At 62.8% G+C, this 24,479-nt stretch carries 16 protein-coding genes and 4 tRNA genes; 11 read left to right on the forward strand and 9 right to left on the reverse strand.

Annotated elements, in window-relative coordinates; all coding sequences use genetic code 11:
* Positions 1-3: 3 nt before the first annotated feature.
* Positions 4-1,719 carry a helicase HerA-like domain-containing protein gene (locus BDB13_RS23990; RefSeq protein ID WP_094274011.1) on the reverse strand — a complete coding sequence of 572 codons (1,716 nt, stop codon included), beginning with the start codon at positions 1,717-1,719 and terminating at the stop codon, positions 4-6.
* Positions 1,720-1,840: 121 nt separating this feature from the next.
* Here BDB13_RS23990 and orn point away from each other — a divergent pair, with 121 nt between their 5' ends.
* Positions 1,841-2,440, forward strand: a complete 600-nt coding sequence (gene orn / locus BDB13_RS23995) for an oligoribonuclease (protein ID WP_094275160.1) — start codon at positions 1,841-1,843, stop codon at positions 2,438-2,440.
* Positions 2,441-2,524: 84 nt separating this feature from the next.
* Positions 2,525-2,597 (forward strand) — tRNA-His (locus BDB13_RS24000).
* A gap of 234 nt (positions 2,598-2,831) precedes the next feature.
* On the opposite strand, the gene BDB13_RS24005 is transcribed toward BDB13_RS24000, so the two are convergent.
* Positions 2,832-4,067 (reverse strand): L,D-transpeptidase, encoded by a 1,236-nt coding sequence (locus tag BDB13_RS24005; protein ID WP_094274012.1) that lies wholly within the window; start codon positions 4,065-4,067, stop codon positions 2,832-2,834.
* Between the two features lie 280 nt (positions 4,068-4,347).
* Between BDB13_RS24005 and BDB13_RS24010 the strand changes: the two genes are divergently transcribed.
* The 3 genes from BDB13_RS24010 (at position 4,348) to BDB13_RS24020 (ending at position 6,103) form a co-directional block, all read left to right on the forward strand.
* A tRNA-Lys gene (locus BDB13_RS24010) sits at positions 4,348-4,420 on the forward strand.
* 95 nt (positions 4,421-4,515) lie between these two features.
* Positions 4,516-5,937, forward strand: a complete 1,422-nt coding sequence (locus tag BDB13_RS24015; RefSeq protein WP_094274013.1) for an amidase — start codon at positions 4,516-4,518, stop codon at positions 5,935-5,937.
* A 93-nt stretch (positions 5,938-6,030) separates the two neighbouring features.
* Positions 6,031-6,103 (forward strand) — tRNA-Lys (locus BDB13_RS24020).
* Positions 6,104-6,160: 57 nt separating this feature from the next.
* Here the strand turns inward: BDB13_RS24020 and BDB13_RS24025 are convergent.
* On the reverse strand, positions 6,161-6,385 hold the full coding sequence (locus BDB13_RS24025) for a DUF3618 domain-containing protein (RefSeq protein ID WP_094274014.1): 225 nt from the start codon (positions 6,383-6,385) through the stop codon (positions 6,161-6,163).
* Positions 6,386-6,522: 137 nt separating this feature from the next.
* On the opposite strand from BDB13_RS24025, the gene bcp reads away from it, so the two are divergent.
* A complete protein-coding gene (gene bcp / locus BDB13_RS24030) occupies positions 6,523-6,996 on the forward strand; it encodes a thioredoxin-dependent thiol peroxidase (protein ID WP_094274015.1) in 474 nt (157 codons plus the stop codon).
* Here the strand turns inward: bcp and BDB13_RS24035 are convergent.
* A complete protein-coding gene (locus BDB13_RS24035) occupies positions 6,993-8,342 on the reverse strand; it encodes a dipeptidase (RefSeq protein ID WP_094275161.1) in 1,350 nt (449 codons plus the stop codon). The genes bcp and BDB13_RS24035 overlap by 4 nt on opposite strands.
* A 235-nt stretch (positions 8,343-8,577) precedes the next feature.
* Between BDB13_RS24035 and BDB13_RS24040 the strand changes: the two genes are divergently transcribed.
* Entirely contained in the window at positions 8,578-9,297 is a 720-nt protein-coding gene (locus BDB13_RS24040; RefSeq protein WP_094274016.1) for a TetR family transcriptional regulator, read from the forward strand.
* An 8-nt stretch (positions 9,298-9,305) separates the two neighbouring features.
* On the opposite strand, the gene acpS is transcribed toward BDB13_RS24040, so the two are convergent.
* Entirely contained in the window at positions 9,306-9,698 is a 393-nt protein-coding gene (gene acpS, locus BDB13_RS24045) for a holo-ACP synthase AcpS (RefSeq protein ID WP_094274017.1), read from the reverse strand.
* 10 nt (positions 9,699-9,708) lie between these two features.
* Positions 9,709-19,014 (reverse strand): type I polyketide synthase, encoded by a 9,306-nt coding sequence (locus BDB13_RS24050; protein WP_094274018.1) that lies wholly within the window; start codon positions 19,012-19,014, stop codon positions 9,709-9,711.
* A gap of 421 nt (positions 19,015-19,435) precedes the next feature.
* Between BDB13_RS24050 and BDB13_RS24055 the strand changes: the two genes are divergently transcribed.
* Both BDB13_RS24055 and BDB13_RS24060 read left to right on the forward strand, forming a co-directional pair.
* Entirely contained in the window at positions 19,436-20,137 is a 702-nt protein-coding gene (locus BDB13_RS24055; RefSeq protein ID WP_094274019.1) for a hypothetical protein, read from the forward strand.
* A gap of 93 nt (positions 20,138-20,230) precedes the next feature.
* A tRNA-Leu gene (locus BDB13_RS24060) sits at positions 20,231-20,312 on the forward strand.
* A 16-nt stretch (positions 20,313-20,328) separates the two neighbouring features.
* On the opposite strand, the gene ctaD is transcribed toward BDB13_RS24060, so the two are convergent.
* Positions 20,329-22,068 (reverse strand): aa3-type cytochrome oxidase subunit I, encoded by a 1,740-nt coding sequence (gene ctaD / locus BDB13_RS24065; RefSeq protein ID WP_094274020.1) that lies wholly within the window; start codon positions 22,066-22,068, stop codon positions 20,329-20,331.
* 154 nt (positions 22,069-22,222) lie between these two features.
* Here ctaD and BDB13_RS24070 point away from each other — a divergent pair, with 154 nt between their 5' ends.
* A complete protein-coding gene (locus BDB13_RS24070) occupies positions 22,223-22,630 on the forward strand; it encodes a transcriptional regulator (protein ID WP_176459659.1) in 408 nt (135 codons plus the stop codon).
* Entirely contained in the window at positions 22,627-22,992 is a 366-nt protein-coding gene (locus BDB13_RS24075; protein WP_094274021.1) for a DUF3817 domain-containing protein, read from the forward strand. Before BDB13_RS24070 ends, BDB13_RS24075 begins: the two co-directional genes overlap by 4 nt.
* Positions 22,993-23,053: 61 nt before the next feature.
* Here the strand turns inward: BDB13_RS24075 and rdgB are convergent, their stop codons facing one another.
* Together rdgB and rph are read right to left on the reverse strand one after the other, a co-directional pair.
* On the reverse strand, positions 23,054-23,662 hold the full coding sequence (gene rdgB / locus BDB13_RS24080) for an RdgB/HAM1 family non-canonical purine NTP pyrophosphatase (protein WP_094274022.1): 609 nt from the start codon (positions 23,660-23,662) through the stop codon (positions 23,054-23,056).
* Positions 23,663-23,665: 3 nt separating this feature from the next.
* Positions 23,666-24,451, reverse strand: a complete 786-nt coding sequence (gene rph / locus BDB13_RS24085; RefSeq protein WP_094274023.1) for a ribonuclease PH — start codon at positions 24,449-24,451, stop codon at positions 23,666-23,668.
* Between the last annotated feature and the right edge of the window lie 28 nt (positions 24,452-24,479).

The raw sequence follows: 24,479 nt of genomic DNA on the forward strand, positions 1-24,479 counted from the left end.
ACATCAGCGCCGGCGTCGACTTCCGGTACCGAAGATGCTCCGCGAAATCTCGCGCCCGGCAGCCGATGCCGCCGATCGAAGGAAACTCTTCACCGCCGAGTTACCGAGAATCTGCTCGGCCATGTTGGGCCCCTCCGGTTCCGCCGGCGTAGGAGGAGGCAGATCCGGCAGCGGCGGCAGGTCCAGCGACGGATCTGCCGTCGGAGCACCGGCCACCTTCGCAGTCAGCCTTTCGTAGGCCGATTCACGATCAATCGTCTGGCCGTACTTCTGATTCAGTGGGCTCGACGCGGCCGCAGCCTTGATGGCGTCGTTGCCGATGGTGTCCATCAAGGAACGCGGCGGGCGAATCTTGGTCCAGGCCACCGGCGTCGGCGCACCCTTCTCCGAGAGCACCGTCACGATCGCCTCACCGATACCGAGGGAGGTGAGCGCCTTCTCGAGGTCGTAGTGCTCCGTCTTCGGATACGTGCGCACTGTCTTGTTGAGCGCCTTCTGATCGTCCGGCGTGAACGCACGCAACGCATGCTGTACGCGCGCACCCAGTTGCGACAGAACCGAATTGGGGATGTCCGTGGGCAATTGGGTGCAGAAGAACACGCCGACACCCTTGGATCGAATGAGCTTGACGGTCTGTTCTACCTGCTGCAGAAAGGCTTTCGACGCGTCGGCAAAAAGCAGGTGCGCTTCGTCGAAGATGAAAACGAGCTTGGGCTTGTCCAGATCGCCCTCCTCCGGCAAAGTCTGGAAGAGATCGGCCAACACCCACATCAGGAATGTGGAGAACATCGCGGGCCGAGCAGCCTGCGCGCCGAGCTCGAAGAGCGTGATCACGCCGGCGCCGCCGACGACGCGCAGCAGATCCTCGGTTTCCAGTTCCGGCTCACCGAAGAATGTGTCGCCGCCATCGGCCTCGAGGTTGACCAGCGCGCGCAGGATCACGCCCGCGGTTGCCGTGGATACTCCGCCGATTCCCTTGAGATCAGCTTTACCCTCGTCGCCGGTGAGATGCGCGATAACCGAGCGCAGGTCCTTGAGGTCCAGCAATGCGAGGCCCTGAGTGTCCGCCCAATGGAAGATCAGCCCCAGAGTGGACTCCTGGGTCTCGTTGAGCCCCAGAACCTTGCTGAGCAGAATTGGGCCGAAGCTCGTGATGGTTGCGCGAACCGGAATTCCGATGCCGCCCGTACCGAGCGAGAGAAATTCCACCGGCATCCCGGCCGGCGTCCAGGCGTCGTCGCCCGTCTCGACCGCACGAGCGGTGATCTTGTCGTTGCTCTCCCCCGCCCGCGACAGTCCCGAGAGGTCACCCTTCACGTCGGCCATCACCACGGGGACGCCCGCGGCCGACAGTTGCTCCGCAATCCCCTGCAAAGTCTTCGTCTTGCCGGTACCGGTCGCGCCGGCAATCAGACCGTGACGATTGATCGTGGCCAACGGGATGCGTACTCGGGCGGCTGGATCGGCAACACCGTCGACCACCACCGAGCCGAGCTCCAGGGCCCGACCTTCCGACGCGTAGCCCGCAGCGATCTCGGCGGCAGCACCCGACGGAGCCGACGGCTGCACTGCACCTTCAGCCTCGAGAGCCTCCCGCTCGGCTTCCTCGGCCGCTTTAGCAGCTTCAGCGGCAAGACGCGCAGCCTCGGCAGCAGCAACCTTCGCCACCTTCGCCTTCTCTGCCGGCGTCAATGTGCCGTCCTTCGGATCCACGGTCATACAGGCCCCTCCTCAGTGCAGTAGGAAAGAAGATCTTTGCGCGGTAGGAAAAGAAGATCTTTGCGCGTCGAGTTTTCACCGCCGACCTTATCCCGCGAGCGCGCGCACTACTGTGTTCCTGGTGCAGGACAAATTGGTATGGATCGATTGTGAAATGACCGGGCTGCGGCTGGAGTCGGACAAACTCATCGAGATTGCGGCTCTGGTAACCGACAGCGAATTGAACATCTTGGGCGAAGGCGTGGACATCGTCATCCACGCCGACGACGACGCTTTGGCCTCGATGCCCGACGTCGTGAGGAAGATGCACGCCAAATCGGGATTGACCGAAGAAGTGCGCAAGTCGACGGTCACCCTCGCCGAGGCGGAGAAAGAGGTGCTCGCCTACATCCGCAAGCACGTTCCCGTCGCCGGAACCGCTCCCCTGGCAGGTAATTCCATCGCCACCGACCGCGGATTCATTTCCCGCGACATGGCGGCCCTGGACACGTACCTCCACTACCGGATGATCGATGTCAGTTCCATCAAGGAACTCTCCCGTCGCTGGTATCCCCGCATTTACTTCGGCCAGCCCGAGAAGGGTCTCGCGCACCGCGCGCTGGCCGACATCAAGGAATCCATTCGCGAACTCAAGTATTACCGCGGCACTGCCTTTGTCCCCGCGCCCGGACCGTCCAGCGCTGAGATCGCAGCCGTCGTCGAGGGTTTAGGACCCGCCTGACCAGCCGATTGGCTTCCTGACCAACTTTCGCGCTAGTATCTCTTTCGTCAAAGCAGCCGGGTCAAACCGGTCGCGGAGGCAATGGTGGGCGTAGTTCAGTTGGTAGAGCACCAGGTTGTGATCCTGGCTGTCGCGGGTTCGAGTCCCGTCGCTCACCCAAAGGGAACCCCCGGAAATGTTGAAAGACATTTCCGGGGGTTCTTTTGGTTTCAAAACCACCCACCGCCCTGAGCGAACGTACCTTTCGGTCGATCTAAGGCGATGAACATACCGTTCGCACCAGAACGCTCACCGTCACACCATCAACATGGGCCACACCCCCCCAGAACACCGAAATGCCCCCAGCCAACCGGCTGGGGGCATTTCTCACATTCAGGGCCTGACGACGCGCTCAGACGTCTGCGTTACCGGCCTTCCACGTCTCCCACGGGATGTTCCAGTCACCCAAGCCGTCGGTTCCGGAAAGCGTGCCGCCCACCGTGTTCTTGACGATGACGATGTCGCCGCGTTTGGTGTTGTCGTACACCCACTTCGCGTTGGACGGACTCAGGTTGAGGCAGCCGTGGCTGGTGTTGGAGTAGCCCTGCTGCCCGACGGACCATGGTGCCGAGTGGAAGAAGATGCCGCTGTAGGACATCCGCGTGGCCCACTGGACCGGAGTCTTGTACCCCTCGGACGAGGTGACCGGGACGCCGTAGGTCGAGGAGTCCATCACCATGTCTGCGAGACGGTCACCGATGATGTAGACGCCGTTGTCCGTGGGAGTGCTGTCCTTGCCCATGGACGTGGGCATCGTCATGACGGACTTGCCGTTCACCTCGAAGGTGACCTGCTTGGTGTTGTCGTCGGCAATAGCAATGACTGAATCGCCGATCGTGAAGGACGTGGTTGCGTCTTCCTGACCGAATACGCCCTTGCCGAGATCTTTTCCGTAGACGTTCACCTTCACGTCGACTTTGGTGCCCGGGGCCCAGTACGCCTCCGGACGCCAACGCACCTCACGGTTGTTGACCCAGTAGAAGGCACCTTCGACGGCCGGCGTCGTGGTGACGGCGATAGCGTCCTCGGCGGCCTTGCGGTCCGGGATGTTCTCGTCGAACTGCACGGCGATGGGCTGACCGATGCCGACGACGGAGTCTTCGCCGGGCATCACGTACGGCTTGGTGACATTGCCCGGAGCACTGGTGGTGAACGACGACACCGTGGTGCTCGCTCCACCCAATCCGTAGGCGCGCGCTTCGATCTTGTACTTGCGGTTGTATCCGAGCGGTTCGGTAGTCGTCCACGATGCACCGTCGGCGGCGATAGCCCCGGCCACCCGCTCACCGCTGGGGTTGACCATCCGAACCTCGGACAGAGTGCCGTCGGCAACATCGATACGTACCGGGTCGCCGGGTGAGAATCCGATCGCGCCGTCGGCGGCGGAGGAAGTGACTTTCGGCTTGATCAGTTCGGTCAACGGATTGGAGTCGATCGGTGCGGCACCTTGGTCGTCGACCGCCGTCCCTCCGGCGGTGCACGCGGTCACGAGGACCAATGCACCGAGCGAGGCTGCGATCAACGCAGCACCCTTGGAGACCCGACCCGCCCCACCACGTTCGGACAGACCCCACCACTGACGACTCATTCTTCGACTCCGCTTCACATATTTCCGACCAGCATTTTGCGCCAAGTCAATGATGCCAGGCACTTCGTTACCAACGGTCATCAAATGCCCACCCAACAGTAACGTTCGAGTATCAATCGCTTCGAACCGGACGTTTTGTTACGAATCCCGACAACATCACACAATTCGGCCCGGCTACAGAGGCGTAGGACCCTGCGGAATCGACCCCAATCAGGCTCCCCCACCAGGCGATTTGCCCCCGGACGAACGCTTCGGCTAATGTTCTGTCTCGCAAGAGCGAGCGCCTATAGCTCAGTTGGTAGAGCAAGTGACTCTTAATCACTGGGTCCGGGGTTCGAGTCCCTGTGGGCGCACTTGCAAAGATCCCCACCTTGGAAACAAGGTGGGGATCTTTTTTGTCTGCCCCTGTCGAATACACTCCCCAGCGAACCCGACAGGCTGGAGCAACATGTCTGATCTACCTGATTCCGAACTCGCGTTTGCCGGCATTGTCGGCCAAGCCGAGCTGATTCGCTCCGGCCAACTCTCCGCACGTGAGTTGACGGAAAATACTCTCCGACGGATCGAGCGACTCAACCCGAGCCTCAACGCGTTCACCCGCATACTTGCCGACGAGGCGATGAACGAAGCCGCTCGACGCGATCAGCATCAGGCCGACGGAACAGCATTGGGCCCCCTCCACGGAGTGCCGATCGCCATCAAAGACGAGAACGACGTCGCCGGAACACCCACGACCTACGGCGGCGCAGCAGTCACTCGAATCGCGAAGGCCGACTCCGAAGTGGTGCGACGCCTACGAGACGCCGGTGCTGTGGTCATCGGAAAAACAACGATGCCGGAGTTCGGGATTTGGCCGTTCACCGAAACAGCCGCCCATGGATACACCCGAAACCCTTGGGACACCGGCATTTCGACGGGAGGTTCGAGCGGCGGATCGGCAGCTGCAGTGGCGTCGGGCATGGTGGCCGGCGCAATTGGCGGCGACGGCGGCGGTTCCATCCGGTTACCGGCCGCGTTCTGCGGACTGTTCGGACTGAAGCCGCAACGCGGTCGCGTAAGCACTGCCCCCAACCGGAATCTGTGGCGTGGGCTCGGCACTCTCGGTCCGCTGACTCGCTCGGTTTACGACAGCGCGCTGATGTACGACGCCATCCTCGGCACGACCGCCGTCGACGACTACCGCGCTGAGCCTCTCCCCCTCAGTTTCACGGAAGCCTTGTCGTCGACACACAGTCCCCTGCGGATTGCCGTGTCCACTCGCAGCCCCGTCCGCGGCGTCAGCCCCGCGCCGGAGGTAGTTGCCGGAGTGCATGCCGTCGCAGAAATACTGAGTGCCCTGGGTCATCATGTCGAGGAGTTCGACCCCGAATACCCTGATGCGACAGCATCATTCCTGCCGCAGGTTCTCGGTGGAGTGCGGGATGAGGCGTTGCGCGTCGATCGACCCGACCTCCTCGAACGACGAACCCGCGCCCTGTCCTCGATCGGACGGATCGCGTCGTCGGGTCGCGTCGGCAAGGCTGCGTACCGCCGCGGCGAACGGATCGCGCACACCGTCAATCAGGTGTTCGACACTTTCGACGTCGTCCTGACCCCGACAACTCCCGCCTTGCCCCGCGCGATCGGTCAACTGGAAGGCGCCGGACTCGTGTCCGCTGCCCGCAAATCGTTGCCCATCGCCGCATACTGCTCGATCTGGAATGTGTGCGGAAATCCGGCTGCGGCAGTGCCGGCGGGGTTTTCCGCAAGCGGATTACCTCTGAGCGTCCAATTGGTGTCGAGGCCCAACGGCGAGCTGACGATTCTGGCGCTGGCACAGCAACTCGAGGAACGGATCGGCTGGCCGAATTTCCGTCCGCCGCACGCCTGACCGGTCCGCGAAATGTAATTGCGATCACCTTTGCGAGCATGCGTTTTGCAATCTTCTGAACCTGTCGGCTAATGTTCTGTCTCGCAAGAGCAAGCGCCTATAGCTCAGTTGGTAGAGCAAGTGACTCTTAATCACTGGGTCCGGGGTTCGAGTCCCTGTGGGCGCACTTGCAAGAAGGCCCCCACCTCATCGAGGTGGGGGCCTTCTTCATGTTCCGATCCGCTTATCGGCGAACGATCTTGCGCACCACGAGGAGTCCGACGAAGGATCCCACCGCGATCAGTGCGTACTTCACAGCCGGCTCGTTGAGCTTGGCAAGCACCGCGGACTTGGTGTTCTCGACCAGCCGCTTCGGGTTGGTACGGACCGTCAGTTCGTCGAGTGTGCTCGCGAGCTGGTTGCGCGCCTTCTCGATCTCGCGCTCGATGCTCTCGGTGTCCCTGGGCACGTGTCCTCCAACTTGTCTTATCTTGTCTGTGTGTACTGCTCCGTGGGTGCCGTGCGCCCACGCTTGGTTCTACCGTAGAGGAGCAGAATGCCTTCGCGCCCACCTGCCGCACAATTTGTCGACTAACCTCGGTTCTCGTGACCGAGACCAGTAGATTGTCCCCCGGCGACATTGCGCCGGATTTCACGCTTCCCGACGCCGATGGCAACGAAGTTTCACTGAGCGACTATCGCGGCCGCAAGGTCATCGTGTACTTCTACCCCGCCGCCAGCACCCCCGGCTGCACCAAGCAGGCCTGTGACTTCCGGGACAGCCTCGCGGAGTTGAACGGCGCCGGACTCGACGTCATCGGCATCTCCCCCGACAAGCCGGCGAAACTTGCCAAGTTCCGCGACAACGAGGAACTGACTTTCCCGCTTCTCTCCGATCCGGAGAAAACGACGCTTCTGGCGTGGGGCGCGTTCGGCGAGAAGAAGATGTACGGCAAAACCGTCCAGGGCGTCATCCGTTCCACCTTCCTCGTCGACGAGGACGGCAAGATCGAGGTGGCCCAGTACAACGTGCGCGCAACCGGCCACGTCGCAAAGCTACGACGCGACCTTTCGGTCTAACTGCTGAACCGACTCAGAAATAGAGCTTCCGCCAGCGCGAGGTTTTCGATCTCCGAAGGATCGACGCTCTCGTTCGGGGCGTGAATGCGGCACAGCGGTTCCTCGACGCCGATCAACGCGATCTCGGCGTCGGGGAACTGCTCTGCGAGCGCGTTACACAAGGGAATCGAGCCTCCCTGTCCGGCAAACCTGACTTCAGCGCCGTACGCGCCGCTCAGCGCCGCTCTCAGCTGCTTGTATCCCGGCCCGCCCGTCGACGCACTGAACGGCTTACCCGTCGACTCGGGTTCAACCGACACTCGGACATTCCACGGCGCCGCAGCCAGCAGATGTCCGATCAGTAGGTCCTGCGCGACGACGGGATCCGTGCCGGGAGGGACGCGCAAGTTGAGTCGCGCTGACGCCCGGGGCGCGATCGCTGCGGCCGAACCGACTACCGGCGGGCAGTCGATCCCCAGAATCGTGAGCGCTGGACGAGCCCACACCTGTTCGGCCACCGAACCCGAACCGCTCAGGCCGACACCGTCGAGCACGCCGGCATCAGCCCGAAACCGATCCTCGCCATACTCGACGCCATCCCAGCGTTGATCGTTGGTCAATCCGTCGACGGTGGTGTTTCCGTACTCGTCGTGGAGAGTCGAGAGCATCTGCACCAACGCGGTAACGGCATCCGGGGCGGCACCCCCATACGCACCGGAATGAACCTCACCCTCGAGCGTCGACACGTGCACCACGACGTTGGCCATGCCGCGTAGGGTCGTCGTGATCGTCGGCGCCCCGACCTCGGTGTTGCCCGTATCCCCGATCAATATCATGTCGGCAGCAAAGAGTTCCGGCCGATCCCGGAGCAAATCCTCGAGGCCGCCGGTGCCCATCTCTTCCGATCCTTCGGCGACGATTCTCACACCGACAGTTGGTTCGAGACCGGCAGCAGCGAGTGCCCGCAAGGCCGTCAGATGCATCACCACGTTGCCTTTGCAGTCCGACGCCCCGCGCCCATACCAGCGTCCCGCCCGCTCGGTCAGCGTGAAAGGTGGCGATTCCCAAAGTTCTTCGCTTCCCGGCGGCTGAACGTCGTAGTGGCAGTAGAGGAGAACCGTCGGGGCATCCGCCGGGCCGGGCCGAAAGCCGATGACCGCAGCGGAACCGTCCGAAGTCTCGATCGATTCGACGTCGGCAAATCCTTGCTCTCGGAAAGCTTCCAGAACCCACTGCGCCGCACTCGCGCATTCCTCCGGCGGGAACTGCCGCGCGTCAGCAACGGATCGCAAAGCCACCAGCGTTGTCAGGTCTTCTCGGGCACGGGGCATGAGCGTGGACACCACAGCGCGCAAATGTTCGGTCATCTTCTCCCTCTCCGTCATGACACTTTTCAGTGTGCCCGAATCACCGATCAGCAACCCTCTCATCAGTTGGACACTTGGTCACCTAGAATCGGAGTGTGGCAACGTCGTGGGATTTCGAGCACTCGCAGCGACGCAGCGCAATTCTCGCGTCTGCCGTCGGGCAGGTGATCACTCGATGACCTCGGATATTCCACAAGTACCAAATTCTGCGACAAACCCCGATAGCCTCGAAGCCGTGCAGCCATCCACCCGCAGTCGCGTACGTCGACGGCCGGACCCAGCACTCGAGAATTCGCACCATGAGGAACCTCAGGAACTGCTTCCGCGTAAGCGCCCGACGCAGGAACGAAGCCAACGCAAATTCGACGCTCTTCTCGCCGCGTCTCGGGATCTGCTCACCGATGTCGGTTTCGAATCGTTCACGTGCGAAGAGGTCGCGGCGCGCGCCGACGTCCCCATCGGGACGCTGTATCAGTTCTTTGCCAACAAGTACGTCATCGTGTGCGAATTGAACCGTCAGGACCTGGTCGGCGTCCAGCACGAGCTGGCTCAGTTCGGCGGCGAAGTGCCGTCACTGGATTGGCTGCGTTTCCTCAACAGCTTCGTCGACCACATGGCTGGTCTCTGGACGTCGGATCCCTCGCGCCGTGAGGTGTGGCTGGCAATGCAGTCGACGCCGTCTACCCGGGCAACGGGAGTCATCCACGAGAAGCAGTTCGCGGAGACAGTCGCCAAAATGCTCGGGCCACTGACACCACGCTCCCCTCGCGACCGCCGCATGATGATGGCGGAAGTGCTTGTACACGTGGTGTATTCGATGTTGAACTTCTCGGTTCAGGACGGTCAGAGCCACGCCGACGCGGTTGTGGAACTCAAACGCCTCATGGGCGCCTACCTACAGGTTGCGGAGAAGGAATCCCGTACGAAGGGTCTTGGCACCCACGACGACGATTAATCCACTCGTCAGAGCGATTCGATGACGGCGAATGCGCCGGCCATGTCTCCGTCGTGCGTCAGTGAAATGTGGATCTTCACGTCGGTGAGGTGTTGTGCGACGTCGCCGCGCAACCTGATGCTGGGACGCCCCCACGCGTCGGAGACCACTTCGATCTGATTGTGAATCATCTCCCCCAGCACCGGTGGGCTGGCGAAGAGAGCAGTGGACCAAGCTTTGATCACTGCTTCCTTCGCAGCCCACCGGGCGGCGAAATGTCTTGCCGGATCGGAACTCCGGGTATTGGCGTCCCGACGCTCGCCCGGTGTGAAGTTGTCGAGCATAGCCGTTCCCGGCCGTTTCAGCTGCTCGGCAAACTCCGACACCGCGACGAGGTCGAAGCCGATACCCAGAACTCCCATGCCGTTATTGCTACTTGCAGCCGGGCAGGTTCGAGCGGTAACGATCGTCGGCGCCCAGGCGTGCATCCTCACTCAGGAGCATGTCCGCTTCGAGCTGACGCGATGCCTTCGCGGGCGTTCCGTCGGCGCCGAGGCGACGATCTGCGGGACGCTCGTAGAGGCTGTCGCCGCCGCACATCGCCTTGGCGAGGCGACGCTGACCGTCGATGGTGCGCTGCTGCGCGGCGGCAAGGTACGCCTCACGCTTGGCGACCGGTACCGACTCGACAAATGCCTGCGGGTGGACAACCGCGATCAGTCCGGAGACGTGACCGAAGCCGAGGCTGGTCAGCAGGCCGGCGCGCAGCGGAAGCTGCTCACCGAACTTGAGCGGCTGACGTGCCCACACGAGGTGTTCGAACTCGGCCATCTTGTCGTCGACGCAGTCGAGGCTGCGGTTCGGCGGGATGACGCCCTGGCCCAGCACCTGGCAGAGACCGATCAGCTGGAAGGCTGCGGCACCACCCTTGGCGTGTCCGGTCAGGCTCTTCTGCGAGACGACGAACATCGGGGCACCTTCACTGCGTCCCAGTGCTCCGGCGAGGCGCTCGTGCAGTTCCGCCTCGTTGGGATCGTTGGCGGCAGTGGAGGTGTCGTGCTTGGAGATGACCGCGATGTCGTCTGCGGTAACACCCAGAGCGTTCAGTGACAGAGCGAGCTGCGAATCCGGACCGCCGCGTCCGGCACCCAGCGCGCCGATTCCCGGAGCCGGGATCGAGGTGTGGACACCGTCGGCAAACGAACCGGCCCAGGCGACGACGCCGAGAACGGGCAAGCCCATTTCCAGTGCCAGGTCACCACGAGCGAGCAGGATCGTGCCGCCACCGGCAGACTCGACGAAGCCACCACGTCGGCGATCGTTGGCCCGCGAGAAGCGGCGATCCTCGATGCCCTTGGCGTGCATGTCGGACGTCTTGGCCGTGGCCGACATGTCACCGAAGCCGATGATGCCTTCCGCGCTCAAGTCGTCGAAGCCGCCGGCAACAACCAGCGTGGCCTTGCCCAAACGGATCTTGTCGACGCCTTCTTCGACCGACACTGCAGCGGTAGCGCAGGCTGCGACGGGGTGAACCATCGAGCCGTAGCCGCCGACGTACGACTGAACGACGTGCGCCGCAATAACATTCGGCAGTGCTTCCTGCAGGATGTCGTTGGGGCGGTTCTCGCCGAGCAACGTGTCGATGTACAGACTCCTCATGGACGTCATGCCGCCCATGCCGGTGCCCTGCGTGTTGGCAACCAAGCTCGGGTGAACCCAGCGGAGCAGTTCACTCGGAGTGAAGCCGCCCGTGAGGAATGCGTCCACCGTTGCAACGATGTTCCAGAGTCCGACGCGGTCGACCGAACCTGCCATGTCAGCGGGGATGCCCCACTTGGTGACGTCGAAGTTGGTCGGAATCTGGCCGCCCACACTGCGGGTCAGCTTCATCTTGCGCGGGACGCGGATCTCGGTGCCGGCGCGGCGCGTGACCGTCCAGTCACCGGACTCGGCAGAAACCGACGCCACGGTGTTCTCGGGATCGGACTCGACGAAGGCCTGCGCCTCTGCCTCACTGCCGACCACGAAGCTCAGATCCTTGTCCAGGAACACAGAAGTAAGCAGCGGCGCGGTGTTGTCGATCATGTGGCCTTCGTCGACGTAGCGACGGATGCCGCAACGCTCGACGACGGTGTCGTGGTACTTGTCGGCGATTTCCGCCTCGGGCACCAGGTCACCGGATTCGACGTCGTACCAACCTGCCTTGGGGTCGTTCTCCCAGACGATCAGTCCGGTGTTCCACGCAAGCTCCAGAACGCCGGCGGCAGAAAGCTGCTCGTCGACCTCCATCTCGAAGCGGGTACGCGAGGAACCGTAGGGGCCGAGCTCGCCGGCGCCGACGATGACCACGAGGTCCGAAGGATTGGTGTCGAGTTCGGGCCAGCTCGGAGCCTTGATCGTGGCATCGATTCGAGCGGGCGCCGGCAGTGCCAGGATGCTGCTCTCGTCGACGGCTTCGTCCACTGCCTCCGCCAGTTCTGCAACGTCGGCAGCTTCGCGAGCCAAAGCACCCAGATCGAGGTTCGCCTCGGAAAGTCCACCGGTCAAGTCGATTTCGAGCGGTGCCTTCGCAGCGCTACGACGCGACTCGGCGGTAGCCGTCTTCAGCAGTTCGGTCGCCATTTCCTGGGTGGACCAGGTGCGGACACCGGCAGCTTCGACAGCGTCGACGATCGGGTCGTTGTGGCCCATCAGGCCGGTTCCGCGGACCCAACCGATGATGGCGTGTGCCAACGTGACTCGCTCGGCCCAGTTGCGCTCGGCCTTCCAACGGTTGACCACAGCGATCAGTGAAGCCTTGGCCTCACCGTAAGCGCCGTCGCCACCGAACGTTCCGCGGTTCGGTGAACCGGGCAGAACTACGTGCAGGTGCGTGTCGACATCGCTGTCGTAGCCGATCTTCGACAGACCACCGATCAGGCGCTCCACCGACCACAGGAGTACGCGCATTTCCATTTCGGCGCGAGCACCGGCGTCGGAAAGCTCGCCGCCGACGCGAGGAGCCGCGAACGGGAACAGCATCGTCGGCGTCATGGCCGGCTTGATCAGCTTCTTTGCGCCACCGGCATTTTCGGTGGCGTCGTTGCCGATCCAGTCGATCAGTGCATCGACGTCCGTGTACGACGCCATGTTGGCGGGAACCACCCAGAGGGCAGCACCGGCGCGAGCGTTTTCGCGGTACAGGTCGCGGTAGAAGCCGAGACGCTTGCCGTCCAGACGTGAGGTGGTGACGAATACCGTTGCGCCGCCGGCCAGGAGCTTGCCGGTGACCGATGCAGCGATGGAGCCCTTGCTGGCGCCGGTCACGACTGCGACCTCGCCGGCCCATTCGGGTGCGTCCGACTCGGCGGTGACAGCGGCGTCAGCGATGCGGGTGTAGACCTCGGCCAGCGTCGTGCGGCCTTCGTCGGTTGCGCGGGTAGCCCACCACTTCGCCTGGGCGGCAACGGTGGAACCCGATCCGATGAAGTTCTCGACCGACAGTGTTTCGCTGCCGAGCCAGATGCGGGCCAGATCCTCACGCGCACTTGCCCAACGGTCGTCGAGCAGAACTGCCTTCTGGGCGTCGAATGCCGGAGCAACCAGACGCGGCCAGTCGGAACCGAGCTCAGCCGATACGAGATCGACCAGTTCGGTGTCTTCGACCGTTGCGACAGCAGCTTCTTCATTGAGGCCGAGCTGCTCGAGCACGAGGCGTGCAGCCGAAGCCAGAACGCCGTTACGGCCTGTGATGTTCTCGGTGAATTCGCCGAGGGCTGCTGCGTCGACGGTTCCGCCGCTGCCGCCGCCGGTAGCCGGCAGAGCAACACTGACGCCGCGAGCCGCGCCGACCGAAGCCACAGCGCTGTCGATGACAGCGTCCACAGCTGCTGCGTCGGCAAGTGCGCCGGAGCTCAGTCCACCGAGGTCGCCGCCGCGGATGCTGGCGCCGTCACGAGTACCGAGCGCAACCGCTGCGGTGACGTGATGTGCCCAGCCGTCGCCCAGCTCCCAAACCTTCTTGACACGGTCGGCAATGTAGCCGGGGCGCTTGCCCGAAGGTCCGAAGACCTTGCGGAGGTGATCGTTGATCGAATCGGAAAGAACCGGTCCGAACGGCTTGTACGTACGAGCCAACTTGTCGACGGTGGCGCCGAGCGAGCCCATGTCCGCATCTGCCGCACCGTCGATGGCGCCGAGAGAAAGCTCGGAGCCGAGGTCGACGAGGAGCTGGTTACGACGTGAGGAAACTCCGTCGCACAGTGCCTCTATCGTGTCAGCAGGGCCGACCTGATCGGGACGCAGCTTGGTCCAGAGGCTGATCAGAACCTTGGTGGCGTCAGGCGCCTTGAAGGTGAGATCGTCCGGACGCGGCCCGCTGGATGTGGCGACCGGAGCGGCAGCAGCAGCCGGAGCGGCGGCGGCAGTCGGAGCAGCAGCAGCGGGTGCTTCCACGTCGTCATCGTCGTCGACAGCCGGATCGACGTCCGTGCCGTAAACGATTCCGGCTTCACGCTCGATGTTCAGGACCTCGACCGGGTAACCGAAGCGGCCCGGCAGCTTGAGGGTCTGCGACGCAAGGTTCGCGACGGTCGGGACTGCGCCCAAACCGATTTCGATGAAGCGCTCGACTCCGAGACCGCCGTCAGCTTCGTCGGCGAAGAGCAGATCCTGCGTCTCGATCCAGCGAACCGGGCTGGCGAACTGCCAGGCCAACAATTCACTGAGGATGGTGCGTGCCAGATCAGAAGGATGCTTCGCGGCATTGTCGAAATCTGCGAGCACCGCCTGAAGTGGCTCGGACGGAACCAGATCGGCGATCTCCTGCACGAACTCACGTCGCAGCGAGAACGGCTTGGGAACCAGGTTCGGGATGTAGCGGCCGATCAGGATGGCCGGATCGATGTCCTGCGGAAGCAGATCCAGAAGGACGCGACGGAAATCGTCTACACCGCCACGCAAAACCGTGGAGTGGAACGGAACGTCGATGCCCGGGATCTGGATGTAGGCGCGCTTGCCACCGAAAGCAGCACGGCGGATGTCGATTTCCTTCTCGAGAGCCTCGAGACCGGCGATGGTGCCGGCGATCGCGTACTGCGAGCCACGCAGGTTCAGGTTGACGATCTCGAGGTATTCGCTCGACGCGGCAGCAACCGAATCGACGAAGTCCTTCAGATCCTCGTCGGCAACGCCGATCTGCGAGGGACGGATTGCGGAAAGGCGGTAGTTGGAACGACCAGCCTCGTCGCGCGGCACCAGAGCATGCATGGCCGAACCACGCTGGAACACAACTTCGAGCACAGCCTCGAGAGGCAGAACTCCGGCGACGGCTGCGAGAGCGTTGTACTCACCGACCGAGTGACCGGCCAGCAGTGCACCCTCGACGAAGGCGCCCGACTCACGCAGTTCTGCAACCTGGGCAACACCGAGAACCGCCATCGCGACCTGAGTGAACTGCGTCAGGTGCAGAACACCGTCGGGATGCTTGTGCTCGACACCGCGAGCCTTGACGATCACCGGGTTGTCGCGCACCACAGCAAGAATGGAGAATCCGAGAGCCTTACGGGTGTGCTTGTCGGCACGATCCCAGATCTCACGAGCAGCCTTGGAGCGAGCACGGGCGTCGAGGCCCATGCCCGGACGCTGGATGCCCTGACCGGGGAACGCGTAGACAGTCTTCGGGGCGGCGGTGCGTCCCGTGGCGACCATGACGAGTTCGCCGTCGATGCGGCAACCGACCTCGACGATTTCGGCACCCTGATCGATGCCGACCCGATCGACACGAACGTCGATCGTGGCGCCGGGGCGAACCATGCCGAGGAAGCGAGCGGTCCACGCGGTCAGACGACGCGGCGGAGTGCGGGTTTCGCTGGGATCGACTGCGGTGACAACCTGCTGGGCTGCAGCGGAAAGCCACATGCCGTGCACGATCGGGCTTCCGAGGCCGGCCAACAGTGCGGCGTTGTCGGACGTGTGGATCGGGTTGTGGTCACCGGAGACCTGGGCGAAAGCGCCCATGCTGACCGGAGCCAGGATCTTGGCGTCACGGCGACGACGACGCGGGGTGTCGATGGCAGCGTCGGTGATCGATCCGCCGGCGCGTGCCGGGTCGGCGAGTTCGCCGGCGCCGGTGCGTCCACGGATGGCGAAGCGCTCGGTCATGGTGACCACGGCGGGGGCGTCGAGGCCCTCACCGAGCATGGCGCCAACCTCGACCTTGACCTCGACAACACGACCGAGGTCGGTATCGAGAACCGAAGCAACCTCGGCGTTGACAACAAGAATGCTTGTCTCGGAGGGCAGCTCACCGACAAGTTCGACGGTGTGATCCAGGTGAACCAGATCGAGCATGCCTTCGATGACGGAGAGACTGTCGAGCTTGGCTGCGCCGAGCACGGCGAAGACAGCAGGCCAGCAAGCTCCGACGACGACGTCCGGAACAGCCTTACCACTGACGCTCAGCGACGCGGGCAGACCGGAACCGGTGACACCGGCATGATCGGCGATGCGATCGGGAACCCACGCGACATTGACGCGCGCCGTGCCGTTCTTGACGGTCGGAAGTTCCTGTCCGGCAGCAACTGCCAGGAGTGCGGACATCGCAGCTTCGGCATCGGCCTCGGTGACAACCGGAGCGCCACCGTCGACGACGGATGCCGGGATGGTGATGGTGATGTCAACGGACTTGTCTGCCACCAACGGAACCGAAAGCAGAACGTGCGCCTCGTCGACGACGGTCAGGCTCGCACCGGTAGTGCCGTGAACAGCCTTTTCTGCCGACTGAGCGGACCACTGATCGAGATCGCCGAGGCGACGGACCGGGTTCTGGGTCAGACGACCGGCCCACTGGAGATCTGGTGCCGAGAGAACAGCGTCGAGCAGTCCGGGAGCGGCATCCTGGTGACGACGGCTCGCGAGGGTCACCGGAGTTGTTCCGGCAGCGACCAACTCGTCGTACGTGGCCTTCTCGAAGCGATCGAGCAGGGCGCCGACGGGCTCGTCGACCTCGGTGATGCCGGCAACGGCAACAGTTCCGGGGATGACGCAGACCTGATCGGCGGTGTACCGCGGATCGTGTGCCTGCCACAGGGAATCGCTACGCCACCAGCGACGTACGTCGCCGTCGACAACCGGTACGAAGTTGACGGGCTTGCCCGGCGTCTTGCACAGGGAGATGAAGAACGAGATGTCGGCCGGGTGCAGAACCGTGGTGTTGTAGTCCGGGTACGACGCCTGCAGAGCGCAGATCGCAGCCTCGGGACGCTCGAGCGTTGCAGCGTCAGCGAACAGGGTCGGGATGGGGCCACGGTCGACCGGGTGCAGACGAGCCTCGGCGCGCTGCAGCATTTCGCCGAAGCGTGCACGCCAGCTGATATCGAGCCACGGGCTCGACGTTGCCTCGGCAATTGCGTCCTGCAGGTCTGCGCCGCAGTCGAATTCCTTGGCAGCATCGATGCCGACGGTCAGCTCGAGGTAACGACGCAACCACTGCGCGTACGTCATTGTCTCGACGTCACCGAAGTACGGCTTGGCCGTGACGTTGAGCGCGGCAATGATTTCGTCACGACGCTCGGCAACGGCGTCGGAATCACCGGCGACCTCGTCGAGGAGGCGTCCGGTGCGCGAAGCGGCATTGTCGATCTCGTGAATGTCGGCACCGAGTTGGCTACGGCCCGAAGCCATTCCGCCTTCGGCAGTGCCGGCGCCGACCCAGTCCGGGGTACCCGGTGTGTCGACCAGAAGCTGCTTGACCTCGGGCGAGGTGGTTGCCTCGAGCGTTGCCATGGCAGCGGTTCCGACGAGGATGCCGTCGACGGGCATTGCCGGGAAGCCGGCTGCGGCCGACCAACGGCCGGTCAGGTAATCAGCTGCGCGCTCGGGTGTTCCGATGCCGCCGCCGACGCAGATGACCAGGTTCGGACGCGCACGCAGTTCGGCGTAGGTGTCGAGAAGCAGGTCGTCGAGGTCTTCCCACGAGTGGTGTCCGCCGGCGCGGCCGCCTTCGATATGGACGATGACCGGGAAGTTCGGAACCTCGTTGGCAATGCGGATCACGGAGCGGATCTGCGCCACGGTGCCGGGCTTGAACGCGATGTTGGTGATGCCGATTTCGGAGAGCTCGTCGATAAGGGCAACTGCCTCTTCGAGTTCCGGGATTCCGGCGGTGACGATGACACCGTCGATGGGTGCACCGGCGGTGCGAGCGCGCTGCACGAGGCGCTTGCCACCGAGCTGCAGCTTCCACAGGTACGGGTCGAGGAAGAGGGAGTTGAACTGGATCGCGCGGCCCGGTTCGAGCAGCATCTTCAGTTCTGCGACACGGTCTTCGAAGATTTCTTCGGTGACCTGGCCACCACCGGCGAGCTCGGCCCAGTGGCCGGCGTTTGCTGCGGCAGCAACGATCTTGGCGTCGACTGTCGTCGGCGTCATGCCGGCGAGCAGGATCGGCGAGCGACCGGTCAGCTTCGTGAAGGCGGTCTCGACGCCGATGCGTCCACCGGGCAACGTAACCGGCTTGGGCGCGAATTCGGTCCACGAACGTGAGACCTCAGGCGTAGCACCGGGAGTGAGCAGGTTGCGGTGTCCGCCGCGAGTGGCAGCAGCGATGATGCCGATGCCCTGTCCGCGCAGCGACGACGCCGTCATGCGGGTCAGCTGGTCACTCGGTCCGAGATCGAGGATCCACTGTGCGCCGGCCTCGATGGCGCCATCAACTTCCTGTACCCAGTCGACCGGATCGACGAGCACTGCCTGCGCGAGTGCGCGGGCGCGATCTGCGTCCAGGCCGCAGCGGATTGCCCAGCTACCGACCAGGTCGATGGCGTCGGCAAGTGCCGGGTGGTGGAAGCCGATCTCGGTATCGAGCGGGTCGAAGGACGGCGCGAATACCGAACCGCCACGCTTCTTGCCTTCGCGTTCACGCGCTTCTTCAGCTTCGATCTGCTCGCAGCGTTCCTGAACACGCGCAAGCTGAGCGGGAGGTCCGGCGAGGACAACGCGGCGGCGGCCGTTACGGATGGCGAGAACAGCTGCGCGGTCGGGCGTCGTGGTCTCGGCCAGTTCGGCAACTACAGCGGCCAGTCGCTCGGGATCGACGTTGGATACTGCAACCATCGGCTTGCCGGCGGCACTCGCGATGATTCCGCGGCGACGTCCGACCAGGCTGGCTGCAGCACCGACGAGCTGTGCGACGGCCAGAAGTTCCCCGTCGTCGTTTCCACGAGCGGCAACGGCAGCGGTCGCAAGAACGCCCTGCGAGTGGCCGATGACAGAAACGGGCGCATGAACGGCGGTATCGAGACCCTGCGCAGTGAGCGCACGCAACGCCGCAAGCTGCGTGAGGAACACACCGGGAAGTGAAACTGGTGCCGCGGTGAGTGCTGCAGCAGACGGTCCTGCCGGCTTCTCACCTTCTTCTTCGTCCACGATCTCGGCTTCGAGCATCCACGCGATCGGATCGAAACCGATCGGGCGCACAACCACGAGATCCTGAGCAACGGGAGCGAGGCGCGCAGCTGCATCGTTGACCAGATCGGTCAGAACCGGCTCGAGACCGTTGTCGCGGCTGAGTTCTTCGAGCGTGCTGAGCCACGGAGCACCCTGCCCACCGAACGCAACCGCGTACGGGAGTCCGTTGTTCAGTGAATCGACGAGGGCACCTTTGCTGGTCGTGCGAGAAACTCCCCCGTCGACGCCAACGCGGCGTCCGTCCTTCGAGTCGCGTCCGTTTCCTGTAGGTGTCGTGTCATCGATCGTCACGCGTACGTCCTCTCCTGGTCACCTCTGCGGCGAGGTGGGATTTGCAGTGTCCTGCCCGGGGCGAATTGCTCGCGTATCCACCGAAAAAATCGGCATGATCAAGGCCTCCGTGCACAACAAGGTTTGCACAGGATCATGAGGATTTCCTCACGTTTGCCAGCGGGGCGGATTACTGGACTTTCCCGGCGGTGATCTTCCTCACCGCATGCCGAGAAAGTGACTCGCGAGTAGGTCACAAAGCCCCTGCCAGGGACTGTTACTTGCATTTCCACAAACCTGAGGAACCCCTCATATTTATTGTTACCAATTCGTGACCCTCTTGACGGTTGGCGCGTCCCGTGCGTTCTACGGCAAAACCTGTCGTACCCCTTCGCTACGTTGAGCGCGTCCATTCGGACCACATTCTCTGGGGGGAGAAATTATGGGTATCACCAACACACAGACAGTCGTCAGCTTCATCGAAAGCGAGCTACCACTCGCCGCCTGGCCACATTGGAACGACGGCTGGCCACAGGAAGCAGAAGCCGCAATTCTCGACGCGATCTTCTCGGCTCGCGCCGCCTACGGGACGCCCTCCACCGGCGTCCGGGCCGTCATTGCGAAATGGCGGGACTACCGCCAGTCGAGTACGCCGCTCGACGATCTAGCCGCACTCGCAGCTTTCGCAGACCGCGGAGACGAACTGGCGACCATCCTCGGCAACCGTCAGCGAGTGCCGGGCAATTACTCCACCAAAGCCGAGGGCGCTGCCCGCGCTGCTGCTGCACTGATCACAGCGGAATGCACCGGCAGCAATGACATCAGCGACACCGACGCACATCGAGACGCCGTCATTTCCGTTCCCGGACTGGGAGTGCGCACCTTCGAACTGCTGCTGTTCCTTTCCGGCACACTCACACCGGATTCACTCGACCTACTGACGCGGTTCGCCACCGAAGCAGTCGGGAGCGAGGAACAACTGAGCACCGTGGACGCGACGGCACTTCTGACGGCAGTGGCCCACGAACTGGGCGTATCAATCTCAACCCTGACCCACGCGGCCTGGCGGTATCAACGCACTGCCGAGCAACCTCGACGACAATCAAAACCTGTCGTGGCGGTCGTCCTCGCCGAATCGGCTTGATCTGGGGTTTCGCTATTCGAGTGGGTGCCGAGTCCGCTATGCCAGGGTGGTGACTGCGGCAGGTACTGCAGTCGCGTATCCTTTGAATTCCGCGCGCGAGTGGCGGAATTGGCAGACGCGCTGGATTTAGGTTCCAGTGTCTCAGGACGTGGGGGTTCAAGTCCCCCCTCGCGCACAAGAAAGAGTTCGATTCAAGAACTCACAGCAGGTGGGCCCGCCGAAAGGTTGGGTTCACCTGTTTTTCTCGGCGGCCTTCTACCGGCGTGCTCTTCTGCTCTCATCCGTTCAACCATATGTGGGTAGTGCAGTTCGAACGCTGGTCGTTCGCTGCGAATTCGGGGTAGTTCGATGAAGTTGTGCCGCGGCGGCGGACAGGTGGTTGCCCATTCGAGTGAATTGCCGAACCCCCACGGGTCGTCGACCGTCACAACCTCCCCGTATCGATAGGACGTGAAAACGTTCCAGACAAAGGGCAACAGCGACGCCCCGAGGACAAACGAACCGATCGTGGAGATGGAGTTCAGGGTGGTGAATCCATCCGACGGCAGGTAATCCGCATACCGACGCGGCATACCTTCGGCGCCGAGCCAATGTTGGACCAGAAACGTCATATGGAAACCGACGAAGGTCGTCCAGAAATGCCATTTGCCGAGACGTTCGTTCATGAATCGTCCGGTCATTTTCGGAAACCAGAAGTAGATCCCGGCGTAGCTCGCGAAGACGATGGTTCCGAAGAGAACGTAGTGGAAGTGCGCTACGAGAAAATACGAATCGGTGACGTGGAAGTCGAGTGGCGGACTCGCCAGAATTACGCCGGAAAGGCCACCGAAGAGGAAGGTGACCAGAAAGCCGATCGAGAACAGCATCGGCGATTCGAAGGTCAACTGCCCCTTCCACATCGTGCCGATCCAGTTGAAAAATTTCACTCCGGTCGGCACGGCGATGAGGAAGGTCATCATCGAAAAGAAGGGCAGCAGAACAGATCCCGTGGCATACATGTGATGGGCCCAGACCGCCGCCGAGAGAGCGGTAATGGCGATGGTCGCGTAGATCAGCCCGAGGTATCCGAAGATCGGTTTGCGGGAGAAGACCGGAAATATCTCCGACACGATGCCGAAGAACGGTATCGCCACGATGTACACCTCGGGATGCCCGAAGAACCAGAACAAGTGCTGCCACAAGATCGCACCACCATTTGCGGGATCGAAGATATGACCGCCGAGGTGTCGGTCCACGAGCAGTCCCATCAGCGCTGCGGTCAGAATTGGGAACGCCAGCAACACCAGGATCATTGTCATGAACACATTCCAGGTGAAGATCGGCATCCGGAACATCGTCATTCCGGGTGCGCGCAGGCAGATGACTGTGGTGATCATGTTGACCCCACCGAGGATGGTCCCGACGCCGGCCAACACCAACCCCATAATCCACAGGTCGGCACCGACGCCGGGCGAATGCAGCGCGTTGGTCAATGGGGAATATCCGGTCCAGCCGAAATCGGCGGCCCCGCCCGGTGTGAGAAAACCCGAGACGGTGATGAGCGCACCGAACAGGTAGAGCCAGTAGCTCAACGCATTCAGTCGCGGAAACGCCACGTCCGGCGCACCGATTTGCAGCGGCAGAATGTAGTTCGCGAAACCGAAGACGATCGGCGTCGCGTACAGCAGCAGCATGATAGTGCCATGCATGGTGAAGAGCTGGTTGTACTGCTCAGTCGAGAGAAACTGGAGGCCCGGAACGGCGAGTTCGGTCCGGATCAACAGAGCCATCAATCCGCCGAACATGAAGAATGCGAACGACGTGACCAGGTACATCACGCCCAACTGCTTGGGGTCGGTGGTGGTGGCAGCGGAATAGAGGAACGAACCCTTGATCCCGTGCCGCTTCGGATAGGGCCGCGAGGGAACGAGTTCTGTAACTACTGGGGTCACTGCGCACCGTCACTGTGTAGGGGTGATGTGGGGTTTCCCGTTGCTCCGAAACCGGAAACCTGCACGCCTCTACGACACGCCGTGGCACGGCAACTACGACACAGTGTCGGAGATCGCAGGGCGCGGCACAATACATGTCAGGTACCGTCTTAGTGTGCCTAAGAACGCTACGAAACGCCGACCTGCGCTGATTGCGCTGGTTCTTGTGTCAGCCGCTGGCTGCTTGGCGCTCGGCTGGTGGCAGTGGGAGCGTTTCGAGGCTGTGGGCGGTACTGGCCAGAACCTCGGTTATGCCTTGCAGTGGCCGCTGTTCGCGGCATTTGTGGTGTACGCATACCGCAAGTTCGTGCAACTCGAGGATGTCGATCCGGAAGAGGCTGCTGCCGAAGAGTTGGCCGCCGAGCCTCGCGAGATCCCGGCTGACCTGCTTCCGCAGCGCCCCAAGGCTGAGCTCGACGACGTCGAACGTGACGTCGATGATCCCGAGGCTCGCCAAATGCTCGAATACAACGACTACCTTGCGCAGCTCGCCGCTCGCGAGCCCGATAGGAGCACTACGTGAGTACCGGTCAGGAAGCGAACATCGCTGTCCCTGCAGTCGATGAAGCCAAGCAGACGAAGGTCCGTTCCGCACTTTTGCGGTACCGCGTCCTCGCGTACGCGACTGGCATCTGGTTGTTGGTGCTTACCGCTGAGGTTGTCGCCAAGTACATCTTCGGCGTCGAAAACCTGCCGACGTGGATCGCAGTTGTTCACGGCTGGGTGTACTTCGTCTATCTGATCGTCACACTCGATCTTGCAGTCAAGGTCCGATGGCCCGCCATGCGCACTGTGGGTACGCTCCTTGCCGGAACGATTCCGTTCCTTTCGTTCTACGTCGAACACAAGCGGACGGTTCAGGTCAAGAACGACTACAACCTCTGACTCGACCAAAACGAAGGCCCGTCAGCGCAATTGCGCTGACGGGCCTTCGTCGTACGTGGGCTCAGCCTGCGAGCGCTGCTAACGCCGGAACCAACTGAACTAGGGCCCTTCCCCGGTGTGAAGCCGCGTCCTTCTCGGCCGGCGTCAATTCCGCAGCGGCGCGGGTATCGCCGTCGGGGCGGAAGATCGGGTCGTAACCGAACCCTCCGTCGCCGGCAGGTTCGTGGCCGATGACTCCGCGCCATTCACCGCGCACCACCGTCTCGTCGCCGCCGGGAATCACGAGCGCACAGGCGGAAACGAATGCCGCTCCGCGACGCTCATCCGGTACGTCGCCCAATTGTGCGAGGACGAGCGCGGTGTTGGCGCCGTCGTCACCGTGGGTTCCCGACCAGCGGGCCGACAACACTCCCGGCATTGCGTTGAGTGCGTCGATCTCGACACCGGAATCATCTGCAATGCACGGCATTCCGGTAGCGGCAGCACCATCGCGAGCCTTCGCGAGTGCGTTCTCTTCGAACGTTGCACCTGTCTCCGGAGCTTCCGGGAACGGCGGCACTTCGTCGAGTCCGACGAGGTCGATGCCGCGTACTCCCGCGGCGTCGAGCACCCGGTGGAGTTCTTTCAATTTCTTTGCGTTTCGGCTGGCAACCAGCACTCGGACAGTCACAGCTCAGGCACCGAATTTCTTCTTGGGTTCCGGGTTCTTGGGTTCGGGCAGTACACCCGGGTAGGGCTCGGCCAACGCGAGCTTCTGAATTTCGAATATCTGCTCGCATCCGGCCAGTGCGGAGTCCAGCAGTTTGTCGAGAGTCGAACGAGGGAAGGTCGCACCCTCACCCGTGCCCTGGATCTCGACCAGAGTTCCGGTGTCGGTCGCGACGACATTCATATCGACCTCGGCGCGCGAATCTTCCTCGTAGGGCAGATCCAATCGCACACGCCCGTCGACAACTCCGACGCTGACTGCCGCGATGCCACACGAGATCGGTTGGGGATCGCTCAAGAGGTCGGCGGCACGCAGGTAGGTGACCGCGTCGACCAGTGCGACGTACGCGCCCGTGATTGCGGCGGTACGGGTTCCGCCGTCGGCCTGAAGTACGTCGCAGTCCAAGGCGATGGTGTTCTCACCGATTGCCGCGAGGTCGATGCACGCGCGCAGTGATCGACCGATGAGTCGGCTGATTTCCTGGGTGCGGCCGCCGACCTTGCCTTTGACGGATTCACGTCCACTGCGCGTATGTGTCGCAGCGGGGAGCATTGCATATTCCGCGGTGAGCCAGCCGAGCCCAGACCCCTTGCGCCACCGCGGAACACCTTCCTGAACGCTTGCGGTACACATCACACGGGTGTTCCCGAACTCGACCAATACCGAGCCTGCCGGATGGCTGGTGAACCCGCGGGTGATTTTGATCGTGCGGAGTTCGTCGTCCGCCCTGCCGTCTTCTCGTGTAGTCACCTTCGTGAGCCTAGCGTCCCTCGCAGGC

Source organism: Rhodococcus sp. OK302 (assembly GCF_002245895.1).
Taxonomy (GTDB): Bacteria; Actinomycetota; Actinomycetes; order Mycobacteriales; family Mycobacteriaceae; genus Rhodococcus_F.

What these genes read in the sequence shown, in the direction of transcription:
- BDB13_RS24035 (WP_094275161.1), bottom strand. Translation starts at nt 8,342, where the DNA reads ATGACCGAACATTTGCGCGCTGTGGTGTCCACGCTCATGCCCCGTGCC.
- BDB13_RS24005 (WP_094274012.1), bottom strand. Translation starts at nt 4,067, where the DNA reads ATGAGTCGTCAGTGGTGGGGTCTGTCCGAACGTGGTGGGGCGGGTCGG.
- BDB13_RS24015 (WP_094274013.1), top strand. Translation starts at nt 4,516, where the DNA reads ATGTCTGATCTACCTGATTCCGAACTCGCGTTTGCCGGCATTGTCGGC.
- acpS (WP_094274017.1), bottom strand. Translation starts at nt 9,698, where the DNA reads ATGGGAGTTCTGGGTATCGGCTTCGACCTCGTCGCGGTGTCGGAGTTT.
- BDB13_RS24055 (WP_094274019.1), top strand. Translation starts at nt 19,436, where the DNA reads ATGGGTATCACCAACACACAGACAGTCGTCAGCTTCATCGAAAGCGAG.
- BDB13_RS23990 (WP_094274011.1), bottom strand. Translation starts at nt 1,719, where the DNA reads ATGACCGTGGATCCGAAGGACGGCACATTGACGCCGGCAGAGAAGGCG.